The organism is Edwardsiella anguillarum ET080813, assembly GCF_000264765.2.
In the GTDB taxonomy this organism is placed as follows: Bacteria; Pseudomonadota; Gammaproteobacteria; order Enterobacterales; family Enterobacteriaceae; genus Edwardsiella; species Edwardsiella anguillarum.
On the sequence record NZ_CP006664.1, the window covers coordinates 911,044 to 937,022 of the forward strand.

The following is a 25,979-nucleotide window of genomic DNA, read 5'->3' on the forward strand; positions in this document are numbered from 1 at the left end:
TAATAAATTGAGTTGAATAAATTTATTAATTCAAAAGGCGAATTTTATATGCAAAGCTATATACGAAGTGCTCTATGATATTTTTGCAGCCAGAGTTATAAGCGTTCATTTGAAAGCATATAATGTAACCCCTGGCTGCAATATTATATTTACAGTTAGCTAAGTGGGCCTGGTGGGTTAAGGATATCCTCCCCTTCTTGACTCAACGCTATAAAAGAATCTGTGTCTTTTTTCAATTTATCTAAAGCATAAATGGTTCGTGCAGTTCTACCGTTACCATCACCAAAAGGATGGTAACGTACAATTGCTGCATAAAGCACATCTCCTAAATCGACAGGTGCAACAACATTTTTAGCTTCAATTGAAATGAGTGATTTCTCAAAGCCAACTCGAGCTACATCTGATCCCATGAATATGGGATCACTACTGGAGCGATATGTCCTTACTAAATGCCCTGCAGCGGGTTTATATACTTCATCATGGATAGCATCTATAGTATTAATATTTAACAGATCTGCATCACGATGACGAATTAATATTTCTTTTATTCTATTTGTCAGCTCTTGACTTTGCTCAACCGTTTTAATTGAAGTACTTTTACTAACGATCCACTCAGCTGCTGCCTCCTCTGTCCTCCCTGATATTCCAGATATTATCTGTCTAGACACTGTTGGCGGATTTAATAGTAATTGTTCAATATGATTATTGGCATCATGAAGACGAGCGAGATCTGAATTAATTCGGCGTTGTACATGGGCTTGCTCTAGTTCAAACCCTCCCCATGCAATATTTGCTTTAGGCAGGCCTTCAAAATCTAATAGTAAATTATTACGGACCGATCTTTGGACTGTTTCACGACTAGTCAATTTTACTAAACTTTTCCCTTGAGCATTCTCCAGCGTTGTGTCAATCAATAGTTTTATTTTCTTTTGATCTACTAAACGGTTCCAATTAAGCTCGCTAAGTACTGATGGGATTACTCTACGTGATACGGCTTTAGCTTGTCGATAAAGCATAATAGCTCTGTTTATATTTTTTACTGAATATGCTGACTTAATTCCCTGCGAAATTAGTGGTACGCCTCCAGCTATTGCACCCACACCGCCCAGTACTCCAGCGATTATGGCCTCATTACGAAATGTTTCTGCTTGATCAGGACGATCTGTTGTATGATATTGAGCTACACTTATGCCAACATAGATAGCATCTAATGCGAGCGCGGTCATAAAAATACTTAATCTAGCTAATACGGCACCAGTCCCTGGTATAGCCGCTATAGATAAAGATATAGCACCAATCAGTAAAATTGCTTTAGCTACCTCTAAAGTTTTTTCAGTGATTTGTTCTGGGTAACTAAAAACAAGAGTATCAATATCAGATTTAGTTCTGTTCATCAGCGCATTATATAGTCTATCAGCAAGATTTTCTCGACTATTAGTTGCACTAAATGTAAATGGACGAACCATTATTCTATTAACATATTGAAATGGGCCATATGCAATATAGGTATCTGTAACATATTTAAAAGCCAAGCTATTTCTCTCTAGATCTATATAATTATAAGTAGGGATTTTACTGAATATCCATTTTTTAAACTCACTAGTTTGTGGAAAGGAGGGTAGCATTTCAGTATATTCTTTATCCTCCCAATATACATGCTTAGTTTGTCCAATATAAAAATATTTTTCCTCGTCAACACAGAACATAATACCAGCTGATGCTCCGACAGGTATTAGAAAAACACCATTAACTATAGCGCCATGAAAAGAAACTTCTTTTGCCTGAAGTTCACCCCTTAAAAATTTTTTCACGGCTTGAACATATACAGCAGGCTGATGCTTCCTATCTAAGAATCTTAAACAGCGTATATTAATCATATCTTGGTAGAATGATTTCATATTTTCTGCGTTTATTGCTTGCCCATGATAAGTATTGAAGTCTTGCTCCATTATTGACTGTAAATTTTTTTTCGCAAATTCACTGATTAACTCCTGATGATCCATTGATATTATCTTATATTTTCTACCTAGAGGATCCCTTAACTCCTTACTTTTGTATAAATATTGACCAGTGATTATTTCGGTTAAAGAAAAATATAGACTGATAGCTACTGGTGATTTATGTCCTTGAAGATTTGGGTTTGGGCTAACATCAGGAAAATAGTTTACTTGAATATTACTAATTGGTGTTAAATAAGTTTTGAATCCTTTTGTTTTTTCAAAAGAATCAATTCCATCCTTAATGTAATTATTAATGTAACTGGAAGGATTGAGTATTGGTTGATATAATTTCTCAACCCGCTCTAAACATTCAGCACCCAATTTCATGATTGCATCCGTTAATATGACATCATCACTTCTCTCAACGGGTGACTCTGTAGTAAGCTTGACTTCTGTTTCTTGATGTTTCTTTATAAAAAAACACTCTTTATAGCGTTCTAAAATACTCCTACTCAATTCATCAGTTTGAGAGTCGCCAAGTGCCAGTAGTTTTTTGAATAACTCAATGCTAATTTCAAGAGTAGTTTCTATATTTTCCTTTCCTTTAATTTCATCAATGAAAGCACTGATTAATTCGATTGTTTTAATTAATTGCCTGATATCCCGTTCTTTTCCTGGAGGGACTGATTGCACCTCTCTAGCTTCTTCAGCCTTTATAAAAATTATATTAAATCCAGCTCTAACTTCTGATTCAGAAGATCCCTCCTTACTCATATCTAAATCAAGTAATATTTTCTTTATCTGAAGTGATAAATCACCAACAATATCTGATGACTCACTTCTACGGCTCCTTTGCGTATGCGTTTTCATTATAGATTCTATATATATAGGGTTAGAGTCAACAACAAAAGAAATATCAACAACATCAATATTATTTGCGATATCAATAATGCTTGTTGATTGAGAGCTATCGCTCCCTGATTCATCAATGTATTCAATTGGTTTATGGGAGTTGCTAGTCATAACATGTTTTCCTTATCACTTGGTTATAAACAAATAAAGACTAGCAATAATAACTTAAACAATTAACTAACAAGACTGTGTGAAACCAACTCTTTATTACCTCATAGCGCTAGCAATGGTTATCTAGATGATATTAATTATTTGAATTCAGATGGTAAGAGGATCATTTCATTCTACTAGATAGTCTAGTTGTATATGTAGGTATACTAGTTATAGAATCAACATATATCGTATATATATAATATATGTGCAATTTCATTCAGCATAACAATGGATTATTTAATAAGAATTTTCTTAGCCCCTGTCAATGTTCAGAGCACACGACCAAGATGAGGATGATTGACTATCACATATTCAATAAAATAGCCATCTTATAACACATCAATCTCACACATATTATATATATTCATCATACATTATCCTTTTGATAATTTAACCTCTTGAGATAAATAACAAAATGAGAGAATAAATTTCGATATAAAATGGAGGGAAAAACATTCACTTATATCAAACAGAAAAACCATGTAAGACGTTGATATTGCTTATGCAATTAACTTCTCTATTTATCAGGCTAAACACTATTTTGATCGGCTATTACTTAAAGGGCTTATTACACGAAGTACTCTTCAGCGAGAGACTCCTGTGTTATGAACGTTGAATAATAATATGGATTAACTAAAATCGGTCAGTGGCTTCACTAATGGAATGATGCCCCCCTCTCTTACACCACTGTGAGACAATAAATCATCACTAATTGAGCGGAACGGCCATCGTGTACATTAAAACAATTGGCATCGATTTGGCAAAAAACGGTTTCCAGATTCACGAGGTTACAAGAACGGCAAACGGTTGTTTAATAAACAATTCAGACCAGCACAAATGCCCCTTTTTTACCAACACACAATTCGGTTTGATCGGTATGGTGGCCTCTTCCCTTTGTTCATAACCAGCGTAAAGCAGAGTTTTCGACCTTTCTTCTTCTGAAAAAAGAGGTTATCTTGCATGAAAAACAGGTTATATCGAGGAACAGACGGTTTTTACTCTAAAACAGACCGAACCAGGCACTCCAGAGGAGGAGGTCTGCAGAAAGATGGGAATTTCTGAGGCTACTTTTTACATCTATGGACTACCTCCGTTTTGCAAGTACTGAATCTGGTTTTGGGTTGTCGCTTACATCTATCCGGCATCAGGAAAATCTGTGCCCAAATGGGTAATTCGCACACAATCGCCTCAACAACTGGACGGCCTCTGAGGCCAGTATAAAAATCAGGTTCCGATTGTGCAGGTGCAACCTGTCACCATTTCTCAGTACGCTGCAACTTTTTCTGGCAGGGGATTAATTTCACACTACCTGATACTCGGTCTCATTTCTCAGCATCGACCAGATTATTCGCGCGTTTTTGTTAGCGACCGCCACGGTCGTTTTATTAAATCCGCGCTGTTCCTTTAACTGGTTAACCCACTGATTCATATGGCCATCATTGTTATTTGTGGCAACCCTGACGACAGCGCGGGCACCATGAATAAAAAGAGTCCGCAGATGCTTGTCGCCTTTTTTCGTCATATTCATCAGCACCTGCCTGTCGCCACTCGAATGCTGGCGTGGAACCAGACCCAGCCATGCAGCAAAGTGGCGGCCATTCTTAAATTCAGTTCCTTTGCCAATAGCAGCAACAACGGCCGTAGCCGTTTTAGGGCCAATGCCTTTAACTCTGGCGATACGCTGACAGGCTTCTGATTGCCTGAATACTGTTTCAATTTCCTTATCAAAAAAATGGATCCGACGCTCGAGATCGTTAAAGAGATCATAGAGCTCGGCAATTGTTCTGCGCATACGGGAACTTAGACCGTTTTCTGCATCTTCAAGGATAAGAGGAATAGCCCGGCGAGCTCTGGAGACAGTACTGCCAATGGGGATCCCCCGGTCAAGTAACAGCCCTCTTATTTGACAGACTGTAGCAGTGCGGTGATTGACAATACGCTGCCTTGCCCGGTGTAAAGCCTGGATATCCTGCTGTTCGGGGCTTTTTGGCGGCACGAACTGCATTGTCGGTTGCATCAGAGCCACTGCGATGGCCTGTGCATCATTACCATCATTTTTTTGCCCGCGGACAAAGGGTTTTACATACTGAGGACTGATGACCTTTACTTTGTGCCCCAGTTTCTCAAACTCACGCTGCCAGTAAAATGCCCCGGTGGACGCTTCGATCCCAATCAGACATGCAGGAATATTTGCCAGCGTCTGGAGTAATTCTTTTCGGCCAGTTCGTTTCGTATAAACCGGTTTGCCGGCCTGGTTTAACCCGCAGAGTTGAAAAATATTTTTAGCCAGATCAATACCCAGAAATACGATATTCATGGTGATTCTCCTGGTGAGCACATTTCGTACAGTTAACCGCAGCGGGAGGAGGTAGTCCATCCCATTAATTGGAAAGAAGTTCGGCGACATTGGCGTAACAGAATTACGTCGTTTGCGCCGGCTCAAGGAAGAAAGTCTACGTTTGAAACGTCTGGTGACAGATTTAAGTCTAGACAAAGAGATGATGCAGTAAGCTATCAAGAAAAAGTGCTAAGGCTGGCGCAGAAGCGTGAGGCCATCACCTGACTGCCGGGGGCCTACCGTATCGGGTTACGTCGGGCTTGTCGTCTGATGCTGCAAAGCCACCGGTATATAACTATCGTAGCTACCGTGCTGATCGGGCCATCATCTTATGGATAAGAGAAATAACTGAAACCCGTGTTCGCTACGGTGTTCAGCGTATTCATATTCTTCTACGCCGGGAAGGCTGGCAGAAAACACACCGAATTTATTGTTAGGAAGGTCTGGATTTACGGACGAAACGCCCCCGACGGCATGTGGCATTGACTAGTCCTGATATAGGTTAACCGTTTTTTGTCTGTAAAACGCCTGATGAACATCACCGGGCGTTTTATATTTCAGGGCCAGATGTGGCCGCTCATGGCTATACATATCTACAGATCCTTTTACCATGGTTCTGGCCTGCGCAAGATCCGCCGGGCGTGAGAGTAAAAACTCACTTTTCAGTGATGCCGTTTATCCGCTCAGCCAGTGCATTCTGGTAACAGTCATAACCATCGGTCATTGAACAGGTTACCCCGTTTCTTGCATGTATTGACTGATAAAGCGCTGAACAGTATTGCACTCCTCTGCCAGAGTGATGTACCAGAGGACCCGCCGTTTTTCTCCGCCTTAGTGCCTGCCTGAACGCTTTCACCACATTTTCAGTCTGCAAATTTTCCCCTACACGATACCCCATGATTCTCCTGGAACAGACATCCGTGACCAGACTCAGATAGACAGTGCCACTGCGCAGCGGAAGGTAAGTAATGTCAACAATCCAGACCTGCTCCGGCTTAAGGGCTGTAACCTGTTCAGGGCCGGGTTTCAGCAGATTCGGATGCCGATAAAGCCGATGATGGCTGTTGGTGGTTTTGTGATATTCCCGTTTCATCGGTACCAGGAGTCGGTGTTCATCCAGTAGGGTAAACAAGCGGCCCCGCCCGATATCCAACATTCTATCGGCCTGACTGTTCACCAGGTAGTCCAGTTTACGCGTACCAATTCGTGGCTGACGAGAACGGATATGGACAATAAAATCAAGGATATGAGTATTCTGCTCTCGTCGTTTATTGTACCTTGCCTTGCCCTGATACTAGGCCTGTCTGCTGTGCCCCAGGAACTAGTATGCGTGCATAACGGTTATTTTTGCGGCCTGACGTTGCGCGAGGACTTGCCGGGCCGCTTTTTTACCATGCTCACCCCGTAATCGTTTTTAAGAACGTTGATAACCGACTCAACAAACTCAGCTTTCTGATTTACCCGCTTCAGCTGCTCTTCAAGTTCGTTGATTCTTTGCTCGGGGGGGAGTGAGAGATTTATCTGTGCCACAGGCCGTTTCCTCTTTACTAGGTCAAGGAGCCTAGGGCTCCAGTCAAATCGGCCATATTTGCACAACCCGACAAGAGCGGTGGATCGCCCCGGAATACCGTATCGTTGCTGGGCCTGTTTATAGGTCATCTCGCCTTTTTCGACCTACTCAACAACGGCTATCTTAAAGGATAGAGGATAATCACGTTGGGTAGGTTTGAGCCCAGTCATCATTATGTTCTCCAGATTTTAGCCAGGAACGTGTCAACGCTCTTCAGGACGGGTCACATGCCCGACATAGAAGCATCCGTCCAGAAGTGACGGCCATAGGCCAGTACTGGAGCATGGACTTTGTTGCTGATAATCCGTTCAACGGATGCCATATCCGAGCATTGACTGTAGTCGATAATTTTAGTCGTGAATGCCTGGCGATCCATGTAGGTCAAGGGCTGCGTGGGGAGGATATCATCGCGGTGATGGCGCGTTGAAAAGCGTTAAGGCAACGAGTACCCGAACGGCTTCAGACAGACAATGGTAGTGAATTTATATCTAAAACGCTGGGGCACTGGGCGTATGAAAACGGTATAACAATGGACTTCCCACGGCCTGAAAAAACGACGGATAATGCGCTGATCGAGTCATTTAACGGTAGTTTTCACGATGGGTATCTGAACCTGTCACCGGACGATGCGCAGGAAAAGATCGAGTAGTGGCGATAGGAATATAACCGAAACAGACCCTCTCCATCGTTAAATAACCAGACCCTGCGGACTTTATCCAAAGTCTGCAAAAAGGTCCGGATTTCTGATTTAGCCAGACTCTAATATTGATGGAAGATCAACAAGGTCATCCCGGATGGGAGGGTTAAAATTGATGTTAACTAATCTGGAATATTTACTGAAACTGCTGTAATCCGGGTTCGTTCATCAGGGCAAAACGGAGTCAATAAAGCCATGTGCGGCCCACAGGGTGAGCCGGAACACATATTTAATCACCAAGGTGGTGTGAGGTCAGAATAGCACAGGTACCGTCCCTGTAATAAGTATGATACTGCCCCATATCAGGAGTAAACGCCTCATCATTCAGTCATAAAATAATGTAGTCTTGGTTGATAAAGGCCTTGCTGTTATGCCAATTGGTGATTCTGAACATCTGCTTTGTCACGGGACGATCACTGTTGCTAGATGATGCGAAATCAGATCATTCAAATCACCCATATAGATTATAGTAATTAATCTGCCATCGCTGATAAGTGCATTTATGGCAAAATATAGCGACCAACTCATGTTCTGATCTTGCGGCACGGAAGCGAGTTACCATTCAGTTGATAATCCTTTATAATACCATCTACTCTTTACATCTAATTCGTTAAAATAGTAAATAGGATGTGTATAAAACCTTTCCTAGCACAATAGCATATCAAATATGCCGATAACCAAAACGTCGGTGCTCAAGTACCTGCTCCACGATGTACGCAGATAAATGCACACCAATAGCAATGCATTGATTTATATAGAATAATAAGTCTATCAGTTGCGATAGATCCGCTACCTTACAGGTGATTTCTACAGCTTTCCACCTCTTGTCCATTGACAGAGATTTCGCTCTTGCTTCCTCTAAATCCAGCATAACCTCGGCAAGCAGATTCTTGAAGCTGGCGTATGAACTAAGACACTTTACTTCAGTTATACATCCATGTGGCTAAATTTAACATGTCAGGTATAGAGGATCGCATCAATAACCCTATCAATATTAGATATCTATATTACACCCAATAAAGAAAAGCCTAGCCACTTGTCGATGTTTAAAGCCTAATATTTTCCTAGTATAATTTGTTCTATGAGAATAGACTGTTTTTGGTGAAATTTGTAACTTTGTCGCTATTTTACTAATATTTTCCGAGCGCAAAGTTTGATAAAAAGCATATTTCCCACTGCTTTCTTTAAATTTATTTTTTCTAATTAAATCATACCTATTAGTATACAATGCGGCTTTTAATAGTAAAAGCATCCTCAATAGTGTTCGACAGTAAGGAATAACGCTGACGTTATACATATAATCGATTGATGCTCTCGGAACAGAGGCTGGAAGAAAAATAATTATTTTACTGGTGTGTTTTTTTCTTATTCTATCAATACGATTTGCCATGCCTAACAAAGGACTATCACTTAAACAGTAAATATGAATTTCTTCAACACAACTCCTGAGTGTAAAACTTAGAGAGCCTGCTTTTACAAGGTATACTGAATCAATTAATTGTAATAATTTCATTACTCCATACTTTTCATATGTACTATCTCCCCAAATATATACATTACCGTGTCGATAATATTCTCGGTTCATTTACATAACTACCCCGCATACAGTTTACATTGAAGCATTTGCATTATCCTACAACGATAAATAAATCTTTTTCAATAAAAAAATCACAGACGAATATATATACACAACAACATTCATTCACCAAGCTTATATATTTACTTTTTTTGCGCAAATATGTGAACGCTTTTTTGACTAAAAACAGATTTATCTTTGTTTTTTTTCGTCTAAAAAAATCCAAAAGAGCTCTAATTTACGATCTTTTTCTCTGCTCATTGCGCTATGCTTAGTTTTTTGTTCTGCACACACAAAAATGATAGGATTTATATATCGTTTACTTTACTTTCACAAGCAGTTAAGATCGTGTAATTATCTTTTTGCGGAACAATCAACTTGTTCTAGAATACTCGCCAGTTGAAGGAGAGAGAAGGATAAGGACTAGTTTGTGACTAAAACAGAAGTAAGCATTGAAGAGGATCTATCATTCATTTTCTGATATTAAAGGTAATATGAATGAGGCTGTTGATTATATGAACGATGACACATTAACAAAACGTAACAATAATGATGATAATTTCTCCTCGTCCACCACGAAAGGTCAGTTTGCACCCGGTGTAATGACAGAAGGACGATTTTTGCTATTAATTGAGATATCCTCTATCCATAGCGAGAAGGTTATAGCTGCACTAAAAGAGCATCTAGTATTAGGTTATACAAGAAGAGAGGTTTGTGAACGGAATAATGTTTCCGCAGGATATCTGTCGCTTAGCTTAACTAAACTACTTCGCATCGAAAATGCAGCAACATCATTATCTACTCATTGTAAATAATATTTTGATGCATATAGCAGACTGGCTAAAGCAGAACGTAACTTAATGAATCACAGGGGGGGGTAATAGTGTGTTAATTGACTAATTGATTTCGCGGCTTAATTTTATATTGCCAATTAAAATATCGATGCGATTGATTTACCATTATTATATTGGTGAATTAGCAAACTCATCCTATTTTTAGTATAAATATCAGCATCATGTCAATTAGTGAGTTATATATAGTGCAATTGCATTAGGAATCTAGAATGAAAAATAAAAAAATATTAAACATTACTGGATACGGCATGTTAGGCGCTGTATCGCAACGCCGGTATTCAAAAAAAATAATGTTGCTATTGGCTACATGCTGCGCATTGAGCATGTCCTCTTTGCAGAGTCTTGCTGCAGAGAAACCAAACATTGAACAAAACTCTCAGGAATTTGCTGTTAAATTGGGGGCGACTCGGGTTATTTATGCGCCGAGTTCAATGGGGCAAACTTTGTCAGTAAGTAATCCTCTGGATTATCCAATGCTTATCCAGTCACGAGTGTATGGCGAAGATATGAAAAGCAAAGCCCCATTTGTAGTTACACCACCGTTATTCCGCTTAGATGGGCAACAACAAAGCAATCTGCGCATTATTCGTACCGGTGGCGATTTTGCAAAAGATCGCGAGTCACTCCAGTGGCTATGTATAAAAGGGCTTCCTCCGAAGGAGGGAGATCTCTGGAATAATAAGAAGGGAAAGATAGAAAGTCATAAAGTAGTTTCATTAAATCTACAAGTTTCTATTGATAGTTGCATTAAACTATTTGTTCGTCCGGAAAGCATCAAGGGCCATCCGGAGGATGTTGCCTCATCACTATCTTGGTCTCAACAAGATACGAATTTAAAGGCGATGAATAATACACCATTTTATATGAATTTAGCATCTTTAAAGGTTGGTAATGTTAACATTTCTAATGTGCATTATATTCCGCCATTTTCGTCTTATACATTCCATTTACCTAAAGGTGTATCAGGGATGGTCTCTTGGAGTATTGTCACTGATTATGGTGGCGTGAGTGATATATATCATAAAAGTATCAACTGAATAATAAATTAGAAACTAAAAACAAATTAACTTAATTTGACCAGGTATCACTATCGTAAGTCATAGTGGTAGTGTGGTCATTCAGGTTTCGTTTACTAATCAACCAAATGATCCAAGCTGAACTCATGCTGGAAAGTAAAATGAAATGTAGTCTGATGAAAAGATCTTCTTCAAAAAAAACATCGGTTACGTGTTTGGTTTATAACCCAATAGCCTTAGCTGTTAGTATGGTGTTTATCTGTGGGCTGTACAGCACTAGCGTACAAGCCAAGTATTATACTTTCGATGCCTCTCAGTTAGATGGAGGGGGGAATGTTGACATTTCGTTACTTGAGCAAGGCGGTCAATTACCCGGCACCTATCAAGTTGATGTGATACTCAATGGTGAACGAATTGACTCACGTGAGATGCTCTTTCATCTTGAGAAAGATGCAGGTGACACGCCTTTTTTGCAAACATGTTTAACCCGTGAACAGTTGATACGTTATGGCATTAAAGTGGATAGTTATCCTGAGCTGTTTCCGACTATCAAAAGCGGTAATCGCAATAGTGCACCTAAAGTAGCTAAATGTGCACGGATATCGGCTATTCCGCAAGCTAAAGAGACATATCAGTTTAATAGTCAACAGCTGTTGCTGAGTATTCCACAGATTGCGCTGCGTCCTCATTATACAGGCATTGCACCACAAGCACTTTGGAATGATGGTATCCCTGCATTTCTAATGAATTACCAGGCGAGTGCTTTTCGTTCTGAATATCGAGGCAATGGTGAAAACTCCAGCATCAACGGCATGGATGTCCAGTTAGAACCGGGGTTTAATTTAGGCGCATGGCGTTTTCGCAATCTGACCACGTGGCAGAAGCAAGGGGCACAAGAGGGACAATGGCAGACCTCATATACCTATGCTGAACGTGGTCTATATGACTTAAAAAGCCGTTTAACACTGGGAGAGCGATTCACACCATCTGACGTATTTGACAGCGTTCCTTTCCGCGGTGGAATGATAGGGTCTGATGATGCAATGGTACCTTATAGTCAGCGAGAGTTTGCGCCAATAGTACAAGGTATCGCGCAAACACAGGCACGTATTGAAGTTAAACAGAGTGGCTATGTCATTTATAATACCACGGTAGCACCAGGGCCTTTTGCCTTGACTGACCTTCCTGGTATTAATGGTGGTGGTGATTTACAGGTAACGGTTTTTGAATCAAATGGGACCCGTCAAGTATTTACAGTGCCCTATACCACACCCGCCATTGCGTTACGACAAGGATACTTAAAATACAACGTAATGATGGGGCAATATCGCTCTGCAGATACGTCGGTCGATAAAGCCCCTGTTGGGCAGGCGACCGTTATGTATGGTTTACCTTGGAATTTAACCGTTTACAGCGGTGGTCAATGGGCCAACCACTATCAGGCTGGTACATTAGGGTTAGGGGTTTCTCTGGGTGCTGTGGGTGCAATATCATTGGATGGTACGCTCTCTCGTGGTCAGAAACGAAATCAAGAGATAGAACAAGGACAGACGTGGCGCATTCGCTATAGTAAATCATTTCAGAGCACGAATACCGGATTTACATTAGCCAGTTATCAATATGCTTCATCTGGCTATAACTCATTATCAGATGTTCTTAATACTTATCGTTCGGGCGATGGTTGGTATTCGAAAGAATATTGGTATCCTGAACAAGGTTATCAGTCTTATTGGTATCGTGATGATTCGAGTGAAAAACGAAAATCACGGACCAGTATTACATTAAGTCAACCACTGGGTGAATGGGGTTCCATTTATTTTAGTGGGAGTCGTGAAAACTATTGGAACCGCTCACAAAGCACTAATGAAATATCAGCACGCTACGCTGGACCAATGATACAGGGTATCTCCTGGTCGGTGGATTTAACTCAGCGAAAATGGGATTATTACTCATATTATGGTAGTGATGATAATAAGACCGAGCGATCTATTAATCTATGGATCAGTGTGCCATTAAACCGTTGGTTGGGTGGGGATACCAGTGTTTCTTACCAAATGCAAAATAGGACGGACCAGGGTACTTTGCACAATGTGGGATTGAACGGTTATGCCTTTGATCAACGATTGTACTGGAATGTTAATGAACAGATAGTACAGGGTAGCACGAGCGATAACCAAAATAGCAGTGATCTGAACTTACGCTGGAATGGGACCTATGGTGAAATCAGTGGAGGATATGGTTACCACAAGAATGGTAATCAAATGAATGCTGGTGTTCAAGGTAGTATGGTTATCCATCAGCATGGAGTGACATTTGGACAACGTCTGGGTAACACCGCAGCCTTGATTGAGGCACCTAACGCCAGTGGTGTTTCGGTAATCAATGAAGTGGGAGTTAAAACAGATTTTCGTGGTTACACCACTGTGGGAAATTTGGCTCCATATCAGGAGAATGCCATTAGCTTAAACCCAGTAACGTTACCGACAAATGTATCAATACCACACACTGATACCAAGGTGGTTCCAACGGAAGGCGCTATCATTCCAGCAAGTTTCGTGACGCGTGTTGGTGGACGTGCATTGATTACACTGACGCAAGCAAATGGTAAGCCTGTCCCCTTTGGTGCCATCGCCAGCCTCGTCGGCCAAATCGATACGCTGCGTGGTACGGGTATTGTCGGAGATAGTGGTGATGTCTATATGACTGGTTTACCGGAAAAAGGACAACTTCTGGTGCAATGGGGCAATGGGCAGCGACAGCACTGTCAAGCTGATTACCAGTTATTAGAAAAGAATGACGTTGCAGGTGTATCAAATCTGAAGGCATTGTGCCGGTAAATAACTGGGGGCGGATAAAATGACTCAGCGTGTAATAAAAGGTGTGCTAGCAGTATGCGCTATCCTGGGGAGCATACCGGCTCAGGCTAATGATAGTGTGGACATTACGTTGAACAGCGTATCAAATTTAAGCTCGCAAGTTAGAGATGGGCAAATGATTAGTCGCGGGCGAATCACCGGTCAGCAAATACGCCAAGGTTATCAAGTGTGGTTAGATGCAGAAAGAAACGGTGATGCACCTAATCGGTATGTACTTACAGGAAAAAATAGCAGACAACATAAGCTATACGTAATAATCGGTCAGGAGGGTTGGGTACCAGATACCAAGGATGGCTTAGGGATAATAAAATATACTAGAAAGGGACAAGAACAGTTTGATATTGTAGCGAATGGTAACCAGAGTGTTCCGATAGATACCTATGTCATAACGATTCAAGGGCGTTATCTTAACCGTTAATTAAAATCACTTGATAAACCTTATTTTTATTATTAAGTGGGTAGTAGCGATGATATTTATACATTCAAAACAAAGAGACCAGGCCAATATACACTACGTTTATTATTGAGCATGTTATAACTCACAAATTCTAAATTTAATAAATGGAAGGAGTTGTTATGTACACAATGTGGATAGTTTTATATTGCTCGCACCAAAATGCGAATAATTGCGACAATATTCGCAAAGACTTTACTATTTATTCAAAAAATATTTTCTTAAGAAATAAGGAGGCGATGATTTTATTAGTAAATAATCGTACCGCGTGGAACCGTAAGATGAAAAATTTAATGAGCACAGGGCCACCGATATGGCTAGCCGTGCTCGTAAGGAACGATACCTGTAGTTTTATTAGCAACCTTGTCGACATAGATCACACATAATGAATTATGTTACAAGATACAAGTCTATCGAACCTAACGACTAAAATAAGCAAGGTGATTAATACCTTGAGCCGAATAAAACATCGGCTCTTGAATCAAGTTATTTTGCTCAACGAAGCTCTAATTAAATAAGGATGTAAAGATGAAAAAGACTATTTTAGCTGTTGCAATTTTTGCTTTAGGTGGTTCCGCATATGCTGCTACAACGGCCACAAGCCTCGTAACTGTCACTGGTTCTACGGGATTCTCTATCGGGGGGAATCCAGCAAAGACTCTGGGCTCCACTATCACTAACGGTGTTCAAGTAGGTGGCTTTACTGTGACCAACAGCGGGACCACTCCGGCCAAAGCAGCCGTTGAAATTAGCTCTAACAACAAGTGCAGTGACGGAAGTTCTTTCCAGTTCTGCTACATTACCGGAGACGGTAAAGGTGCGACTAAACAAATTTGGGTAGATCTGGACTCTGCAAGCGACTTTATCTGGAATTCTACGTCTAATCAGTTTATTAGCAAATCACTAATGGCGACCAATGCTAAATTGCCATTGCTATTTACTGCGATCCGTAATAACGCTAACCTTACTCCAGGGGAGTATAATTTAGTTGCAACAGTAAAAACATCAACTAACTAATTAAGGGCCGCCGGGGAGTATTTCCCCGGCGGCATATACCTCCTTGCAAAAAATGCTCACTCATAATATTTTATTTTTACGGAACAAATCCAATTTTATTGAATTATAAAAATCATAGCTACACGTCGTCGATATAAATGCTCTACAGGTAAAAAATCATCGTTTATCATAATACTATCAAGCCATTATCAATCATTTTCCATGGCATCTACTTAATCGATAAAGTGATTTGACATCGCTTATGGATATTTAATGAACTAACGTTATTACATGGCCACAATAAATAAAATTACTCACCGAAATTATAGCAGCGGCAACTCCGCAATCAACGTTACATTATCGTGATAGATACCATCTATTAGATTTGATTTATCTTGATTAAACTGAAACATCAAAATTAACGGAAGTTGATTTGTACTGTTTAAACTGATTATCTCTACGGGGGGGGCGATGCTAACCGTATCCTTATTTAAGGCATATTGTTTCGACCCAGCATGCAATATAGCCTGATAAGGTAATACTCTTCCCGTATCATTACGCAGAGAGAAGTTATTATCAGAGCGTACACTCAAACGCACCCGGCCAAAATTGGGGTCAAATGAACCTTGTAATATCAGCGGCGTCGAGGCATACCCTTCCACGTGCTCTTGTGTATATCTCGTTTTAAATAGCACGTTCTTTGAAGGTAAAGATAATCCGCTAAAATAGGGTTGTTTTCTTATTGTTACAGATGTGGTTGTATTTAATTGCTTTCTGGCGCCTCTATTGGGATTCTCCAGAGATTCCAAATTTAAACTAACGCTACCGGTATAAGTATCCGCTGGTAGTGATTGCCAAGCATCACTCGCTATCAACGTAGGTATATCGAGCCAGACGCGTCTTGCATCGCCATATGTATATATAGGGCGAATGTTTTCATAGATAAAAGGATATGTGTTTCCACTGCAATCCTGCGTAAAATCATGATTACCTGAATCAATAAAAATAAAATGACCAGCGCCTCCAGGGAAATTATCATAATCCGGCTGCAGCCCCCCACTACATCCGTTATTAACGGTACTGCCAGAAAAATGAGCGAGTAAGAACGAATCCTGTCTAAATATACTCCTACCTAACTTTGCACGTAACGTTATCGTTCTTCCATATCGCGCCCCCGTCAGAGTTACAGTAAAAAGACTTGTTCTTCGATGGAAGCTAGAGTCTCCCTTACCATTTCCCAAATCTGATATCAAGAACCCAGATAACTCAGGGTAGTTATCCTGGAGTTGCAGTACACCGTCACTCAGAATTTCTGGCCCATCACCACTAACAATCTGTACCTCTTGATTAAATATATTAAGACTCACGCCGATAGCATACCCCTTTGCTATTAACGACAGCGGCAATACACTATAAGCTAAATAGCGTAGGAACCTCCCCCTAATTACATTATACATACTCTCTCCTTACATAAAATTAAATCACCAACTTAAGAACATAGCAGGTGATACCTATTAAAGAGGCACACTCACTAATAAGCTAACCTGCCCACTGCAGACTATCGGCATACTGACCCCATCGGCGGGAAGTCGGCTTGAGATATCGGGCAGGGTTACCCGAAGATAAAGGTCCAGAATAAAACGATTTACCGTTATACCCGCCAAATCCTCTGCACGTTGCCATTGCCCAGGCTCAAAACGGTGTTGGCGCCCGCCCTCACTCTGCAACGTGGCAACCTGACGCCCTCCGCTTTCCACCTCATAGCGATATCCTTGGTTGATCGCCGTCGCCGTAAACGGCGGGCGCTGTATCGGAGAAAGACTCGCACACTGATACTGATCGTGTACGACCTCCAGCAATAGCGGTTGACTGTTTTGCTCGCTAATCGCCCGTAAGGCAATCCCCATCGCCTCAAAGCGCTGACGCTGCGAGTCATAGGCGATTTGCTGAAACAGCGGGGTTTGGCTGATCACCTGCAGCGGTAACACAATATGGCTGCCCATATCGATAAGCGCGCTCAGCTGTAAAGTCTCTTCCAATCGCTGACCGTTATGACTCAGTACAAAAGCCTGTGCCGAGCTCAATAGCAACCCGAGACTTAGTCCTATTCCCAGTCCTACTCGACGTTTATTCACTTTTGCACTCCACGATGGGTAATTGATCTGCCGGTAACTGCATCGCTGAAGAGAGCGAGGTACATGAGCGCCCTTCAGACAACAGGTGAATTGCCCCGTTAGGTTGTAGCTGCAGCATAAACAGACCGTTCTGTATCCGCTGAACGCCAATACACCCTGGACCGTCGCACTGCAATTGCTCTACTGGACTGCCTTGTCGTCTAACGCGGATCGCCTGATTGCGTACCGGTAGGAGCGTACGTGTGGTGTCAACTAAACGCCCTGGGAGTAAATCAATCTGCTGCTGATAGCGTAACTGGTGATTATCAAAGACATGGCCACTGCCAATCAGGCGCTCATCTAGCTGATAGCGGCTATATGCCGGCAGGGCGATGATTCCCCCCTCTCCTTCGGTGTAATAACGAGTGAGTCCGGTGGTTTGCTCTTTCAACGCCACAGATACGACTCCTTTCTCCTGTGCCGGTAGGCGCAGAAAAGCTCGCTGACTCAGCTCATCCGGACGGTGAAAGGAGATCCCATCTGCAGCGATTAATTGACTGGACTGCACATCAAGGCTACCAGCGCCGCCTGGCTGATCGCTGGCCAGGTAAACCTGTGCCCGAACATCTGCCTTACCCCGATATTGTGCGCCGGCCGAGAAGGTTGTCTGCGCGCTGCTATCGGAAAATTGCTGGCCGCCCTGAAGATTAACAAGCCAATTTTCAGCCAAGCTTTGGTTATAGTTCACGGTATTTTGACTGCGCCAGCGCCCTCCATTTTGTTGCGAGTAGTAGCTGCTGGCTTGCAGGCTGCCTATCGGTACCGATATCCCCAACGTGGCGCTCCAGAGATCACGTTGAGAGTAGCTTAGGCTGGAAGTGAGGTTAATATTCCATGGTAATCGGCTAAACAATGAGAATGTATAGTATTGAGTCTGTTGAGATTGCTCGCGAAAAAATTGATAGCCGAGCTGCAATGTATGATCTTGATGTAAGGCAACGTTATAGTTAACCAGTAGATTCTCACGGTTTGTTGACGTGCCAAGAAGGTTATCCAGGTAGTCGGGGATTGGATTGGGCCGCAGCACATCATCGGGCTCGACAGTGATAGACAATGGGCGTTCGGCGCGGCGCTCGCGTTGACGATAACGTTCGCGGGTATATTGCAACGAGAGTCGGTAGAATGTAGCGACTGCATCACTCTTCGTATACCCCTGACTCCCCAAGGTTTGCAGTAATGATAACGTGATGCTGTTGCTACGAATATCGGTCCCTACCGTCCCCAAAAACTCACGATCGGCATAGCCGGCTAATCCAGACAAACTGGCGATAGCGCCGATGGGGAGCGTAAGGCCGAATTCGCCCATCCAAGCGTTACCGTAATAGGCATGATCATCCAGACGCCCGGCAGTAAGATGAGTACTAACCCCCTCAAGCGTCGGACCATCGTTAACCAAAAGCAGGGGTTGGTCAGAAAACAGCTCATCATTTAGCCCCTTAATGACAACCCGTACTTGATAAATGCCACTCGGCAAGCTCTGATAGGCGAGATCCCCCATACCCGCATTAACGCCGCGACGCAGTAACAGTTTATCGTCACGCCAGACCTCCAAGACACCCGGTAAGGGGGCGTAATAGGTATAATGGCGATCGTTATGGCTCCGCACCTGCATCTCTGCAGAGTTACCAAGCAGAAGAGCGGTCATTTGAGTATTTTTGAACAAGCTACGTTGCGCGGAGGGGTTAAAGTCATAGCTGCTATCAACGGCGCCTAGCTGAGCCTTAAACCACTGGTGTTGAAAAACGTAATTTAATGCATTGATGCCATATGTCTGTTCGGTAACATAGGCATCATATTTTAAAAAGCCGCCGGGTAATCCCCATAAGCCATAATCACGGGCATAAATGCTATCTCCCTGATTTGCATAGCGATTAACAAAGAGGCTAGTATGGTTAACTAGGATTTTTTTCTCCGTACGCCCTTGCAGATATTCAACATGACGCGTTTCAGGTGCAAACCAGCTGGGGGTAAAGAAGAGACGGACTTGGCGTGCGTAATAATCAATAACGACGGCCATTCCATCAGTGTTGATGATACAAGTCGCCCGACTTCCCTTACAACGGCTATCATGTGATACCCCTTCGGCAAACTGTTGAGCCACGTAGCTTGCCTGTTTTTGACTCAACCCAGCACGGTATAAAAATGCTGTTACCGCGCCGACATCCTCAATACGGACACTGTCTAAAGCAAGCTCACCCTCAAAGCGATCCTCATCCAATTGTGGAATAACGAGGGTGATCGCCATGGGCGTAGGGGTAAGAATTTTACTATAACGCGAGCTCGCCAAAGGGATGCCGGAGGCTAATGACATCCCATGTGTCATAGCCAGTGTCGCATTATTCCGCGCCAGAGTTTGCATAGAGGCGGAGGTTGAGTGATTACTGGTTAACGTATCTGTAGGGGAAGAGGGCGCCGCCCATGCAGCACCGTCGAGCAAACAGATAACCGGTAATATTTTTATTACGTTAATATGGATACTCGTCATGGTCGTATTGGTATTCAATCCTTGTGACACATCTGTGATCTGTTATCTGTATTAAAAAATTACCGTAATTCGGTTATCTAACAGAACGGAGAGAGATCTCTTTTTTATATTGATTACTGAGATCAAAAAATATCACTTTCCCCGTATTCAGATCCGCCCCCATAGGGACATTAATCTGCTTTTCATTTCCGGGGAGTAAGATGGCTTCGCTATAGCATCCCTCACTTGCTGTACTTTTATCGCTATCTGGACAAACATCCAACGTCAGGCGTAAAACCTTATTCGTTGGGTTATTGAAATGAATACGCTTGTCGCTGATCCAGGCCTGGGGTTCCCCAGCGAGAGGTTGGGTGCCGGGGATGAGATACCACGACTTATAGCCAATGGTGATGGCGACATTGCTGTTTGCGCCCTGCTCTTGTTGACGTAAACTGTCAGGGATAAAGCTAACACCAATAATACGATCGAGGGGGGTGGTTTGTGCTGTACGGATAACTGAAACACGCACCTCACCACTAGCATCAATAACGATATCCATGGGGTCAATATAAATAGGCCATGATAAAAAATCGTCAGTAGACAGCGCTATTTCTTGATAGACGCCTTTATTTGTTCGCTGAAGTTCCGTGAGTGAAACAGATAAATAAACTGACTCAGCGTCTGGGTTTTTTAGTACAAAATAGCGACTGTTTTCACTGTCAACTTTGAATAGTGAGTCAACAGTAAAAGCATAGGCATGATTGAATATTAATAAAAAAGGTATAATCCATTTATACATTAAGAATACTCTATGAACAATGGTAAATATCCGGCGATATAATTACCACCGGATCGCATTAAACCGTAGAATAGAATCTAAGAATTAAATTGTAGATGGTAAGGCTGAAGTTATATCAACCCCGAAGACGACTGGCGTCGTAAAGCTGACACTGCTGCCGGCATCGTAAGCATCCTGGGTTGCTTTAGCATACAGACCAAGACTGATAGGACGATCATTACCCGAGCCAGTAACAGTAACAGCATCAGAGCTACCTACTTTAAGTGCCTGACCATTGATGGTAATCAAGACCTTATTATTCTCTGGTGCAGTGGATGTTTCTTGTAAATCCAGTTGGCGGCTTCCTTTAAAACCAGTGGCTACGGGTGCAGAAGCCAAATAAGCAGTGATACCATTAATAGAGCCAGTATTCGATTTAATATTAAAGGTTACCGGTGAGGAGGTGTTTAAATTCACGTTATTATCAGCATCGACTGAGGTAGAGAGCGTCTGAGGAGTCGATACATAATCATTTCCTAGGGCATCAACAAATTTCCAGTCGCCGGAAAGCACTCGGGCAGGGATAGTCCCCTGCCAGGTAAAGGTCAGCTGACCGTTAGTTACATCTGCGGAGGCATACAAAGGGGCAACCAGTAGCGCAGCTAAAGCTAATTTTTTCGCGAAAGACATCTTGTCTACTCCATACTTAAGCATTTTAATGATATAATTAATATTGATACTAATTATTGATAAGCCTTCAACATCTAGTCTAGGGCTTCACAAGGCTAAGTTAGGTAGGCGTTTTTATATTTATACTAAAGCAAAGGATTAAGGATCATCAACTGGCGTAACGACAACACAGCTTTCGCGCGGCTCCACCACTCTCTGGCTGGAACGGAAAGTCATTAAGGCGAGGAAGGTTAGTCTTCCTCTTCGGCGACATCCGCATATGGATTGCCCCATTCCATCAGTCAGACCGTAGACCCTCCGAAAACTCGCTCCGCTTCTGGGCAGTTAGCTTCATCTTGCGTCCTGTACCCGGGGCGAGCTCATAAAAAGGCAGAGAGCCGATTACTGATTACTTGCTCCAATGCATTTTACATACGTATATCTGAAGTCTATACATTTAACTAAATGAATTCGCGAGTACCAATAGGCCCCATTGGTCGATTATATCCGCCCAATATCACAGACATCTGTTGCCAGACCACTATAAATAAAAAGCCCATGTAAACATGGGATTATATATTTTCATCTTTTGGCGCTAGAGAATGCCTAACGTTAAATCATTCCCACTCGATTATCAATTAAATCAAAATCAATACATATAACAGTTACTTAGAAAATTGATCTTTCTCGATACCACAATCTATACCATGCGGAGATTTTTTTATTTTTCTGCTCATCGACGTTTATACAGCTATGCTGAGAAGATTCTCGCATAACATGCATTTGATATTTAATTTAACATATAAAAATCAGTATATTACATAAAATCATGCACAACCTCCATTTGAACTACTAAGCAGATTGTAGTCAGCTATGCGGACACATTTTACCGACCATGACACCTCTTGTATTTCATGCCACTGCCACATGGACAAGGTACATTACGGCCAATTTTTAAGCTATTGCGACTAGGGGAGATTTGTTTTCCCCGGTCTAGATTGACTGTACGTACAGGGTTAGCCATTCTCACCGCGTCTTCATAATAAATGTGGACGTTTTCTGCCGTTTGCTCCGTCGGTATGTAAATTTTGAAAGACCGCGCTTGGACATAAGTACCATCGGCACTGACTTCAGCCACAACGCCAATGACGTTAGTAGCCTTGGCGCTCAACGCAACTGCGCTGGCCTTAGTCCAGTCAATTGGATGGCCATACCGTTGAAGCCAAACGAAGAGCGGTACACCGTCCCCGCCCAGAACAAAGTAACGAACGGGATGCTGAATCAGTGTTTTTCGAAGGTCGGACAGCATCTTGGCCAGATTATTCCGGCCTTCCTCTCCTAGGTCACGGATATGACTCTCTGCTGAAAGCCAGCCGCTAGCTCGGGTACTATCGAGTGCTCCAAGCAGCTTCAGCACCTCCTCTGGGAACTCCTGCCTTGGGAACGGTCTGCTTTCCCACTCTTCACCCTCGAAGCTTCTGTCAACGATGTCACTCATGCCATCCCAGACAAGCATGTTCGCTTTCCCTTCCTTCAGCTGCTCGACAATATCCTGATCGAAACAATTCTTCTTAAGATAAGCACCCAAGTGATCGAACTCGTCGAAGAGATGAGCTCCACGTATCCCAGCCACAGCTTGCCGCACTTCCATGTAGTGCATGAACTCGCCAGGCGTGGGTAGGAGAGCACTGTTGCAAAGTTAACGATGAGGCAGCCTTTTGTCTGATTGAAAGATCTTACATTTCAAAAACTCTGCTTACCAGACGCATTTCGCCCAAGGGATCACCATAATAAAATGCTGAGGCCTGGCCTTTGCGTAGTGCACGCATCACCTCAATACCTTTGATTGTGGCGTAAGCCGTCTTCATTGATTTAAATCCCAGCGTGGCGCCGATTATCCTTTTCAGTTTGCCATGATCACATTCAATGACGTTATTCCGGTACTTAATCTGTCGGTGCTCAATGTCAGACGGACATCGACCTTCACGTTTGAGCAGGGCTAGCGCACGGCCATAGGTGGGCGCTTTATCCGTGTTTATGAATCGCGGGATCTGCCACTTCTTCACGTTGTTTAATATTTTTCCTAGAAACCGGTATGCAGCTTTGCTGTTACGGCGGGAGGAGAGATAAAAATCGACAGTGCGGCCCCTGTTGTCGACGGCCCGGTACAGATACGCCCAGCGGCCATTGACCTTCACGTAGGTTTCATCCATGTGCCATGGGCAAAGCTCGGAAGGGTTATGCCAGTACCAACGCAGACGTTTTTCCATTTCAGGCGCATAACGCTGAACCCAGCGATAAATAGTGGAGTGATCGACATTCACACCACGTTCGGCCAGCATTTCCTGCAGCTCACGGTAACTGATACCGTATTTGCAGTACCAGCGTACCGCCCACAGAATGATGTCACGCTGAAAATGCCGGCCTTTGAATGGGTTCATGTGCAGCTTCGTCAGCAAAAAGTTTATCACTACCGACTATTTGCAACAGTGCCACAGGAAGCACAAAAATACAGTAATCCACCAGTTATCGATCCTGTGCCGTTCTTCTATATATTTAACCGAATGGAAGATGGTATAGAAACGAAAGACTAATAGCCTGGTCAAAAACAGCCGGTATATTTACCGGCTGTTTTCCTCTTAGCGATACCCTGCCCCTTAGCTATATCGTCTCAGCTACATTTTTACAGGTCACTAACTCAATAAGAAGCCACACATTATTCGGATAAAGTATGTTTTATCCTTTCTTTAATAAGGAGTTCTTTGATTGACAGTCCCATAGAAGCACTTTCCCGAAATCTGTAGCGAGTAATTTCCGTACAAAGGAACTCAATAATAAAAAGTTGGGAAGCCCTGGTTGTGATTGAATCTCCTTGCAAAGGACCTTCCGTTCCACTGGTGAGTAGAATAGTGCTGGCCAACTCTGCAAGCGGAGAAGTAGTATTGTGGGTTATCGCCAGCCGATAAGCTAAAGCCTTTTGAGCCAACCGGAAAGCATTTACCACCTCCGGAGTTTCTCCCGAATGAGAAAACGCAAGTACAATATCGTCTTGTTTTAAATTGGCAAGCTTAAGTGTGATAGTAAACCGATCTATATAAGCCTCGGACTCGACCCCTAGACGATTCATCTTATCTCTGGCCTCAAGAGCTGATAAACCCGACGCGCCAAACCCGACAAAAATTACACGGCTTGCTTGTAGTAACCTTTCCACCACGGGTTTCACAACCTTCATATCTAATAGGCCAATGGTTTCTTTAAGGGTTGTATCAACAGTCAGCGCAATTTTATAGGCGACATCAATTCGTGAATCATTAAGGTAAATATCAGGGGATGAAGGTAATGATAAATCATTCTCAGCAAGCAGCTCCCTCTTTAAATCGCTTTTTAGGTTCAAAAGACCGCTATAACCAATTTTTTTACAAAAACGAACTATTGTTGCCTCGCTAAGGGCAATTTGCTCAGCAAGTTTCTTTACCGGCATTTGGGCAAATTGAGCCGGGTTTTGAAGAATAAACTCGGCTATTTGTCGGTCTGATTGCTTCAGACCATTAAGAATATTGCTAATATATATTCGTACATTTTCTTTATTTACGCCCATATAGCCCAGATCCTGTTGAAAAAATAGCCCTAGCCATTTTGCCAATTTTGACGCTATACGTCTATATCAAACCTGAGGGATACCTTAAACATACAGCTCTCGTCTGGTTCCAGCCAGCGAATACCCCGTTTGGTATCGACCTGGCCGGAAAAGTCCGGATCATCAGTCGTTCCCGCCAACGGTTCTACGCATAAAAAATCGACGTCAGGTACGTTCCATAAGGCGAGCCAGTCAAAATTTTTCGACTCCAGACGTAACACCGTTTTTCCCATCGGGTTGTTTACACATACGGTGCGGCAGGAGCCAAAATAGACAGCGCCGCGATGAAAGCACTCCGCTGTCAGCGGAAATGCCATGGTTCCCGGCTCAGGGTGCGGAATTGATAATGTGCGATCTTGTGTCGGCAGCGGACCAACAACCTGTTTTCCAGCGAAATTAACCTGCCAACCGGGCTGTGACGAAATAGGCAAGTTAAAACCAGGATGCCACCCCATAGAGTAAGCAAAAGGTATCGTATCTTCATTCTGGACTGTAAAGCAAAGTTGAACGCCTTGCTCATCCAGTTCCCAATAGCTATCCACCCGCCAACTCCACGGCCAGATAAGGCGTGTTTCTTCGCTGGCGCTCGCGGTGAGCGCCAGCTGTGTATCATGCTGATGAACACAGGAGAAAACCTGATCGCGCAAAAAACCGTGTGCAGGTAGTGTAAAAAAACGGTCATTCTGCCGCCATCCGTTATGGATAAGTCTGCCCACCACGGGAAAGAGACAGGTCGCAGAGTTGTTCCATACGCCTTGCCTGGGCTGCCAGATCCATTCTCTTTCCCGTTGTTTATCCCATACGCTGCAAAGCTCGCTGCCTTGCGCGCTAACCATCACCCTGAAACAGTTATTCTCAAGTATCCATTTTTGCAT

At 42.7% G+C, this 25,979-nt stretch carries 18 protein-coding genes and 4 pseudogenes; 9 read left to right on the top strand and 13 right to left on the bottom strand.

Going from position 1 to position 25,979, the window contains the following annotated elements:
- Positions 1-155: 155 nt before the first annotated feature.
- The gene (locus ETEE_RS21155; RefSeq protein ID WP_071881885.1) at positions 156-2,963 is read right to left on the bottom strand and encodes a Fic family protein; all 2,808 of its coding nucleotides are present in this window, start codon (positions 2,961-2,963) and stop codon (positions 156-158) included.
- A gap of 537 nt (positions 2,964-3,500) precedes the next feature.
- Here ETEE_RS21155 and ETEE_RS22310 point away from each other — a divergent pair.
- A complete protein-coding gene (locus ETEE_RS22310) occupies positions 3,501-3,614 on the top strand; it encodes a FaeA/PapI family transcriptional regulator (protein ID WP_081854090.1) in 114 nt (37 codons plus the stop codon).
- Positions 3,615-3,981: 367 nt separating this feature from the next.
- Positions 3,982-4,080 (top strand): annotated as a pseudogene (locus ETEE_RS22240) (transposase); the annotation flags it as partial.
- Between the two features lie 225 nt (positions 4,081-4,305).
- Here the strand turns inward: ETEE_RS22240 and ETEE_RS04240 are convergent.
- Complete coding sequence (locus ETEE_RS04240) at positions 4,306-5,322, bottom strand: IS110 family RNA-guided transposase (protein WP_038631256.1); 1,017 nt, start codon at positions 5,320-5,322, stop codon at positions 4,306-4,308.
- A 73-nt stretch (positions 5,323-5,395) separates the two neighbouring features.
- On the opposite strand from ETEE_RS04240, the pseudogene ETEE_RS20795 reads away from it, so the two are divergent.
- Positions 5,396-5,777: pseudogene (locus ETEE_RS20795) on the top strand (IS3 family transposase); the annotation flags it as partial.
- A 52-nt stretch (positions 5,778-5,829) separates the two neighbouring features.
- On the opposite strand, the pseudogene ETEE_RS20800 reads toward ETEE_RS20795, so the two are convergent.
- A pseudogene (locus ETEE_RS20800) lies at positions 5,830-7,086 on the bottom strand (IS3 family transposase).
- Positions 7,087-7,142: 56 nt separating this feature from the next.
- Here ETEE_RS20800 and ETEE_RS21820 point away from each other — a divergent pair.
- Positions 7,143-7,660, top strand: a pseudogene (locus ETEE_RS21820) (DDE-type integrase/transposase/recombinase); the annotation flags it as partial.
- A gap of 944 nt (positions 7,661-8,604) precedes the next feature.
- Here the strand turns inward: ETEE_RS21820 and ETEE_RS21160 are convergent.
- Positions 8,605-9,195: a LuxR C-terminal-related transcriptional regulator gene (locus ETEE_RS21160; protein WP_144242793.1), complete on the bottom strand. Its 591-nt coding sequence runs from the start codon at positions 9,193-9,195 to the stop codon at positions 8,605-8,607.
- Positions 9,196-9,638: 443 nt separating this feature from the next.
- On the opposite strand from ETEE_RS21160, the gene ETEE_RS19415 reads away from it, so the two are divergent.
- The 5 genes from ETEE_RS19415 to ETEE_RS21165 all read left to right on the top strand — a co-directional run bounded on the left by ETEE_RS19415 (position 9,639) and on the right by ETEE_RS21165 (position 15,403).
- On the top strand, positions 9,639-10,001 hold the full coding sequence (locus tag ETEE_RS19415; RefSeq protein WP_225865114.1) for an adhesin biosynthesis transcription regulatory family protein: 363 nt from the start codon (positions 9,639-9,641) through the stop codon (positions 9,999-10,001).
- Positions 10,002-10,249: 248 nt separating this feature from the next.
- Positions 10,250-11,077 (top strand): fimbria/pilus periplasmic chaperone, encoded by an 828-nt coding sequence (locus ETEE_RS19420; protein WP_045425663.1) that lies wholly within the window; start codon positions 10,250-10,252, stop codon positions 11,075-11,077.
- A gap of 227 nt (positions 11,078-11,304) precedes the next feature.
- Complete coding sequence (locus tag ETEE_RS04260) at positions 11,305-13,893, top strand: fimbria/pilus outer membrane usher protein (protein WP_049703967.1); 2,589 nt, start codon at positions 11,305-11,307, stop codon at positions 13,891-13,893.
- Positions 13,894-13,912: 19 nt separating this feature from the next.
- Entirely contained in the window at positions 13,913-14,350 is a 438-nt protein-coding gene (gene afaD / locus ETEE_RS19425; RefSeq protein ID WP_045425658.1) for an AfaD family invasin, read from the top strand.
- A gap of 564 nt (positions 14,351-14,914) precedes the next feature.
- The gene (locus ETEE_RS21165; protein ID WP_144242795.1) at positions 14,915-15,403 is read left to right on the top strand and encodes a Dr family adhesin structural subunit; all 489 of its coding nucleotides are present in this window, start codon (positions 14,915-14,917) and stop codon (positions 15,401-15,403) included.
- 302 nt (positions 15,404-15,705) lie between these two features.
- Here ETEE_RS21165 and ETEE_RS21170 read toward each other — a convergent pair whose 3' ends face one another.
- The 9 genes from ETEE_RS21170 to ETEE_RS04300 all read right to left on the bottom strand — a co-directional run bounded on the left by ETEE_RS21170 (position 15,706) and on the right by ETEE_RS04300 (position 25,979).
- Positions 15,706-16,839 (bottom strand): hypothetical protein, encoded by a 1,134-nt coding sequence (locus tag ETEE_RS21170; RefSeq protein WP_144242796.1) that lies wholly within the window; start codon positions 16,837-16,839, stop codon positions 15,706-15,708.
- Positions 16,840-16,896: 57 nt separating this feature from the next.
- Positions 16,897-17,517 (bottom strand): hypothetical protein, encoded by a 621-nt coding sequence (locus ETEE_RS04270; protein ID WP_081854082.1) that lies wholly within the window; start codon positions 17,515-17,517, stop codon positions 16,897-16,899.
- Entirely contained in the window at positions 17,510-20,059 is a 2,550-nt protein-coding gene (locus tag ETEE_RS04275) for a TcfC E-set like domain-containing protein (RefSeq protein WP_034165875.1), read from the bottom strand. Before ETEE_RS04275 ends, ETEE_RS04270 begins: the two co-directional genes overlap by 8 nt.
- 55 nt (positions 20,060-20,114) lie before the next feature.
- Positions 20,115-20,819 (bottom strand): hypothetical protein, encoded by a 705-nt coding sequence (locus ETEE_RS04280; RefSeq protein WP_034165872.1) that lies wholly within the window; start codon positions 20,817-20,819, stop codon positions 20,115-20,117.
- Between the two features lie 84 nt (positions 20,820-20,903).
- Positions 20,904-21,488, bottom strand: coding sequence for a hypothetical protein (locus tag ETEE_RS19860; protein ID WP_071881886.1), 585 nt, complete (start codon positions 21,486-21,488; stop codon positions 20,904-20,906).
- An 865-nt stretch (positions 21,489-22,353) separates the two neighbouring features.
- The gene (locus ETEE_RS04285) at positions 22,354-23,127 is read right to left on the bottom strand and encodes a YecA family protein (protein WP_034166114.1); all 774 of its coding nucleotides are present in this window, start codon (positions 23,125-23,127) and stop codon (positions 22,354-22,356) included.
- 76 nt (positions 23,128-23,203) lie between these two features.
- On the bottom strand, positions 23,204-23,908 hold the full coding sequence (locus ETEE_RS04290) for an IS6 family transposase (RefSeq protein WP_038631709.1): 705 nt from the start codon (positions 23,906-23,908) through the stop codon (positions 23,204-23,206).
- Positions 23,909-24,183: 275 nt separating this feature from the next.
- Positions 24,184-25,065, bottom strand: a complete 882-nt coding sequence (locus ETEE_RS04295) for a MurR/RpiR family transcriptional regulator (RefSeq protein ID WP_034165357.1) — start codon at positions 25,063-25,065, stop codon at positions 24,184-24,186.
- 53 nt (positions 25,066-25,118) lie between these two features.
- Entirely contained in the window at positions 25,119-25,979 is an 861-nt protein-coding gene (locus tag ETEE_RS04300) for an aldose epimerase family protein (protein ID WP_034165358.1), read from the bottom strand.

What these genes read in the sequence shown, in the direction of transcription:
- ETEE_RS21155 (WP_071881885.1), bottom strand. Translation starts at nt 2,963, where the DNA reads ATGACTAGCAACTCCCATAAACCAATTGAATACATTGATGAATCAGGG.
- ETEE_RS04240 (WP_038631256.1), bottom strand. Translation starts at nt 5,322, where the DNA reads ATGAATATCGTATTTCTGGGTATTGATCTGGCTAAAAATATTTTTCAA.
- ETEE_RS21160 (WP_144242793.1), bottom strand. Translation starts at nt 9,195, where the DNA reads ATGAACCGAGAATATTATCGACACGGTAATGTATATATTTGGGGAGAT.
- ETEE_RS19420 (WP_045425663.1), top strand. Translation starts at nt 10,250, where the DNA reads ATGAAAAATAAAAAAATATTAAACATTACTGGATACGGCATGTTAGGC.
- ETEE_RS04260 (WP_049703967.1), top strand. Translation starts at nt 11,305, where the DNA reads ATGGTGTTTATCTGTGGGCTGTACAGCACTAGCGTACAAGCCAAGTAT.
- afaD (WP_045425658.1), top strand. Translation starts at nt 13,913, where the DNA reads ATGACTCAGCGTGTAATAAAAGGTGTGCTAGCAGTATGCGCTATCCTG.
- ETEE_RS21165 (WP_144242795.1), top strand. Translation starts at nt 14,915, where the DNA reads ATGAAAAAGACTATTTTAGCTGTTGCAATTTTTGCTTTAGGTGGTTCC.
- ETEE_RS21170 (WP_144242796.1), bottom strand. Translation starts at nt 16,839, where the DNA reads ATGTATAATGTAATTAGGGGGAGGTTCCTACGCTATTTAGCTTATAGT.
- ETEE_RS04280 (WP_034165872.1), bottom strand. Translation starts at nt 20,819, where the DNA reads ATGTATAAATGGATTATACCTTTTTTATTAATATTCAATCATGCCTAT.
- ETEE_RS19860 (WP_071881886.1), bottom strand. Translation starts at nt 21,488, where the DNA reads ATGTCTTTCGCGAAAAAATTAGCTTTAGCTGCGCTACTGGTTGCCCCT.
- ETEE_RS04285 (WP_034166114.1), bottom strand. Translation starts at nt 23,127, where the DNA reads ATGCACTACATGGAAGTGCGGCAAGCTGTGGCTGGGATACGTGGAGCT.
- ETEE_RS04290 (WP_038631709.1), bottom strand. Translation starts at nt 23,908, where the DNA reads ATGAACCCATTCAAAGGCCGGCATTTTCAGCGTGACATCATTCTGTGG.
- ETEE_RS04295 (WP_034165357.1), bottom strand. Translation starts at nt 25,065, where the DNA reads ATGGGCGTAAATAAAGAAAATGTACGAATATATATTAGCAATATTCTT.
- ETEE_RS04300 (WP_034165358.1), bottom strand. Translation starts at nt 25,979, where the DNA reads ATGCAAAAATGGATACTTGAGAATAACTGTTTCAGGGTGATGGTTAGC.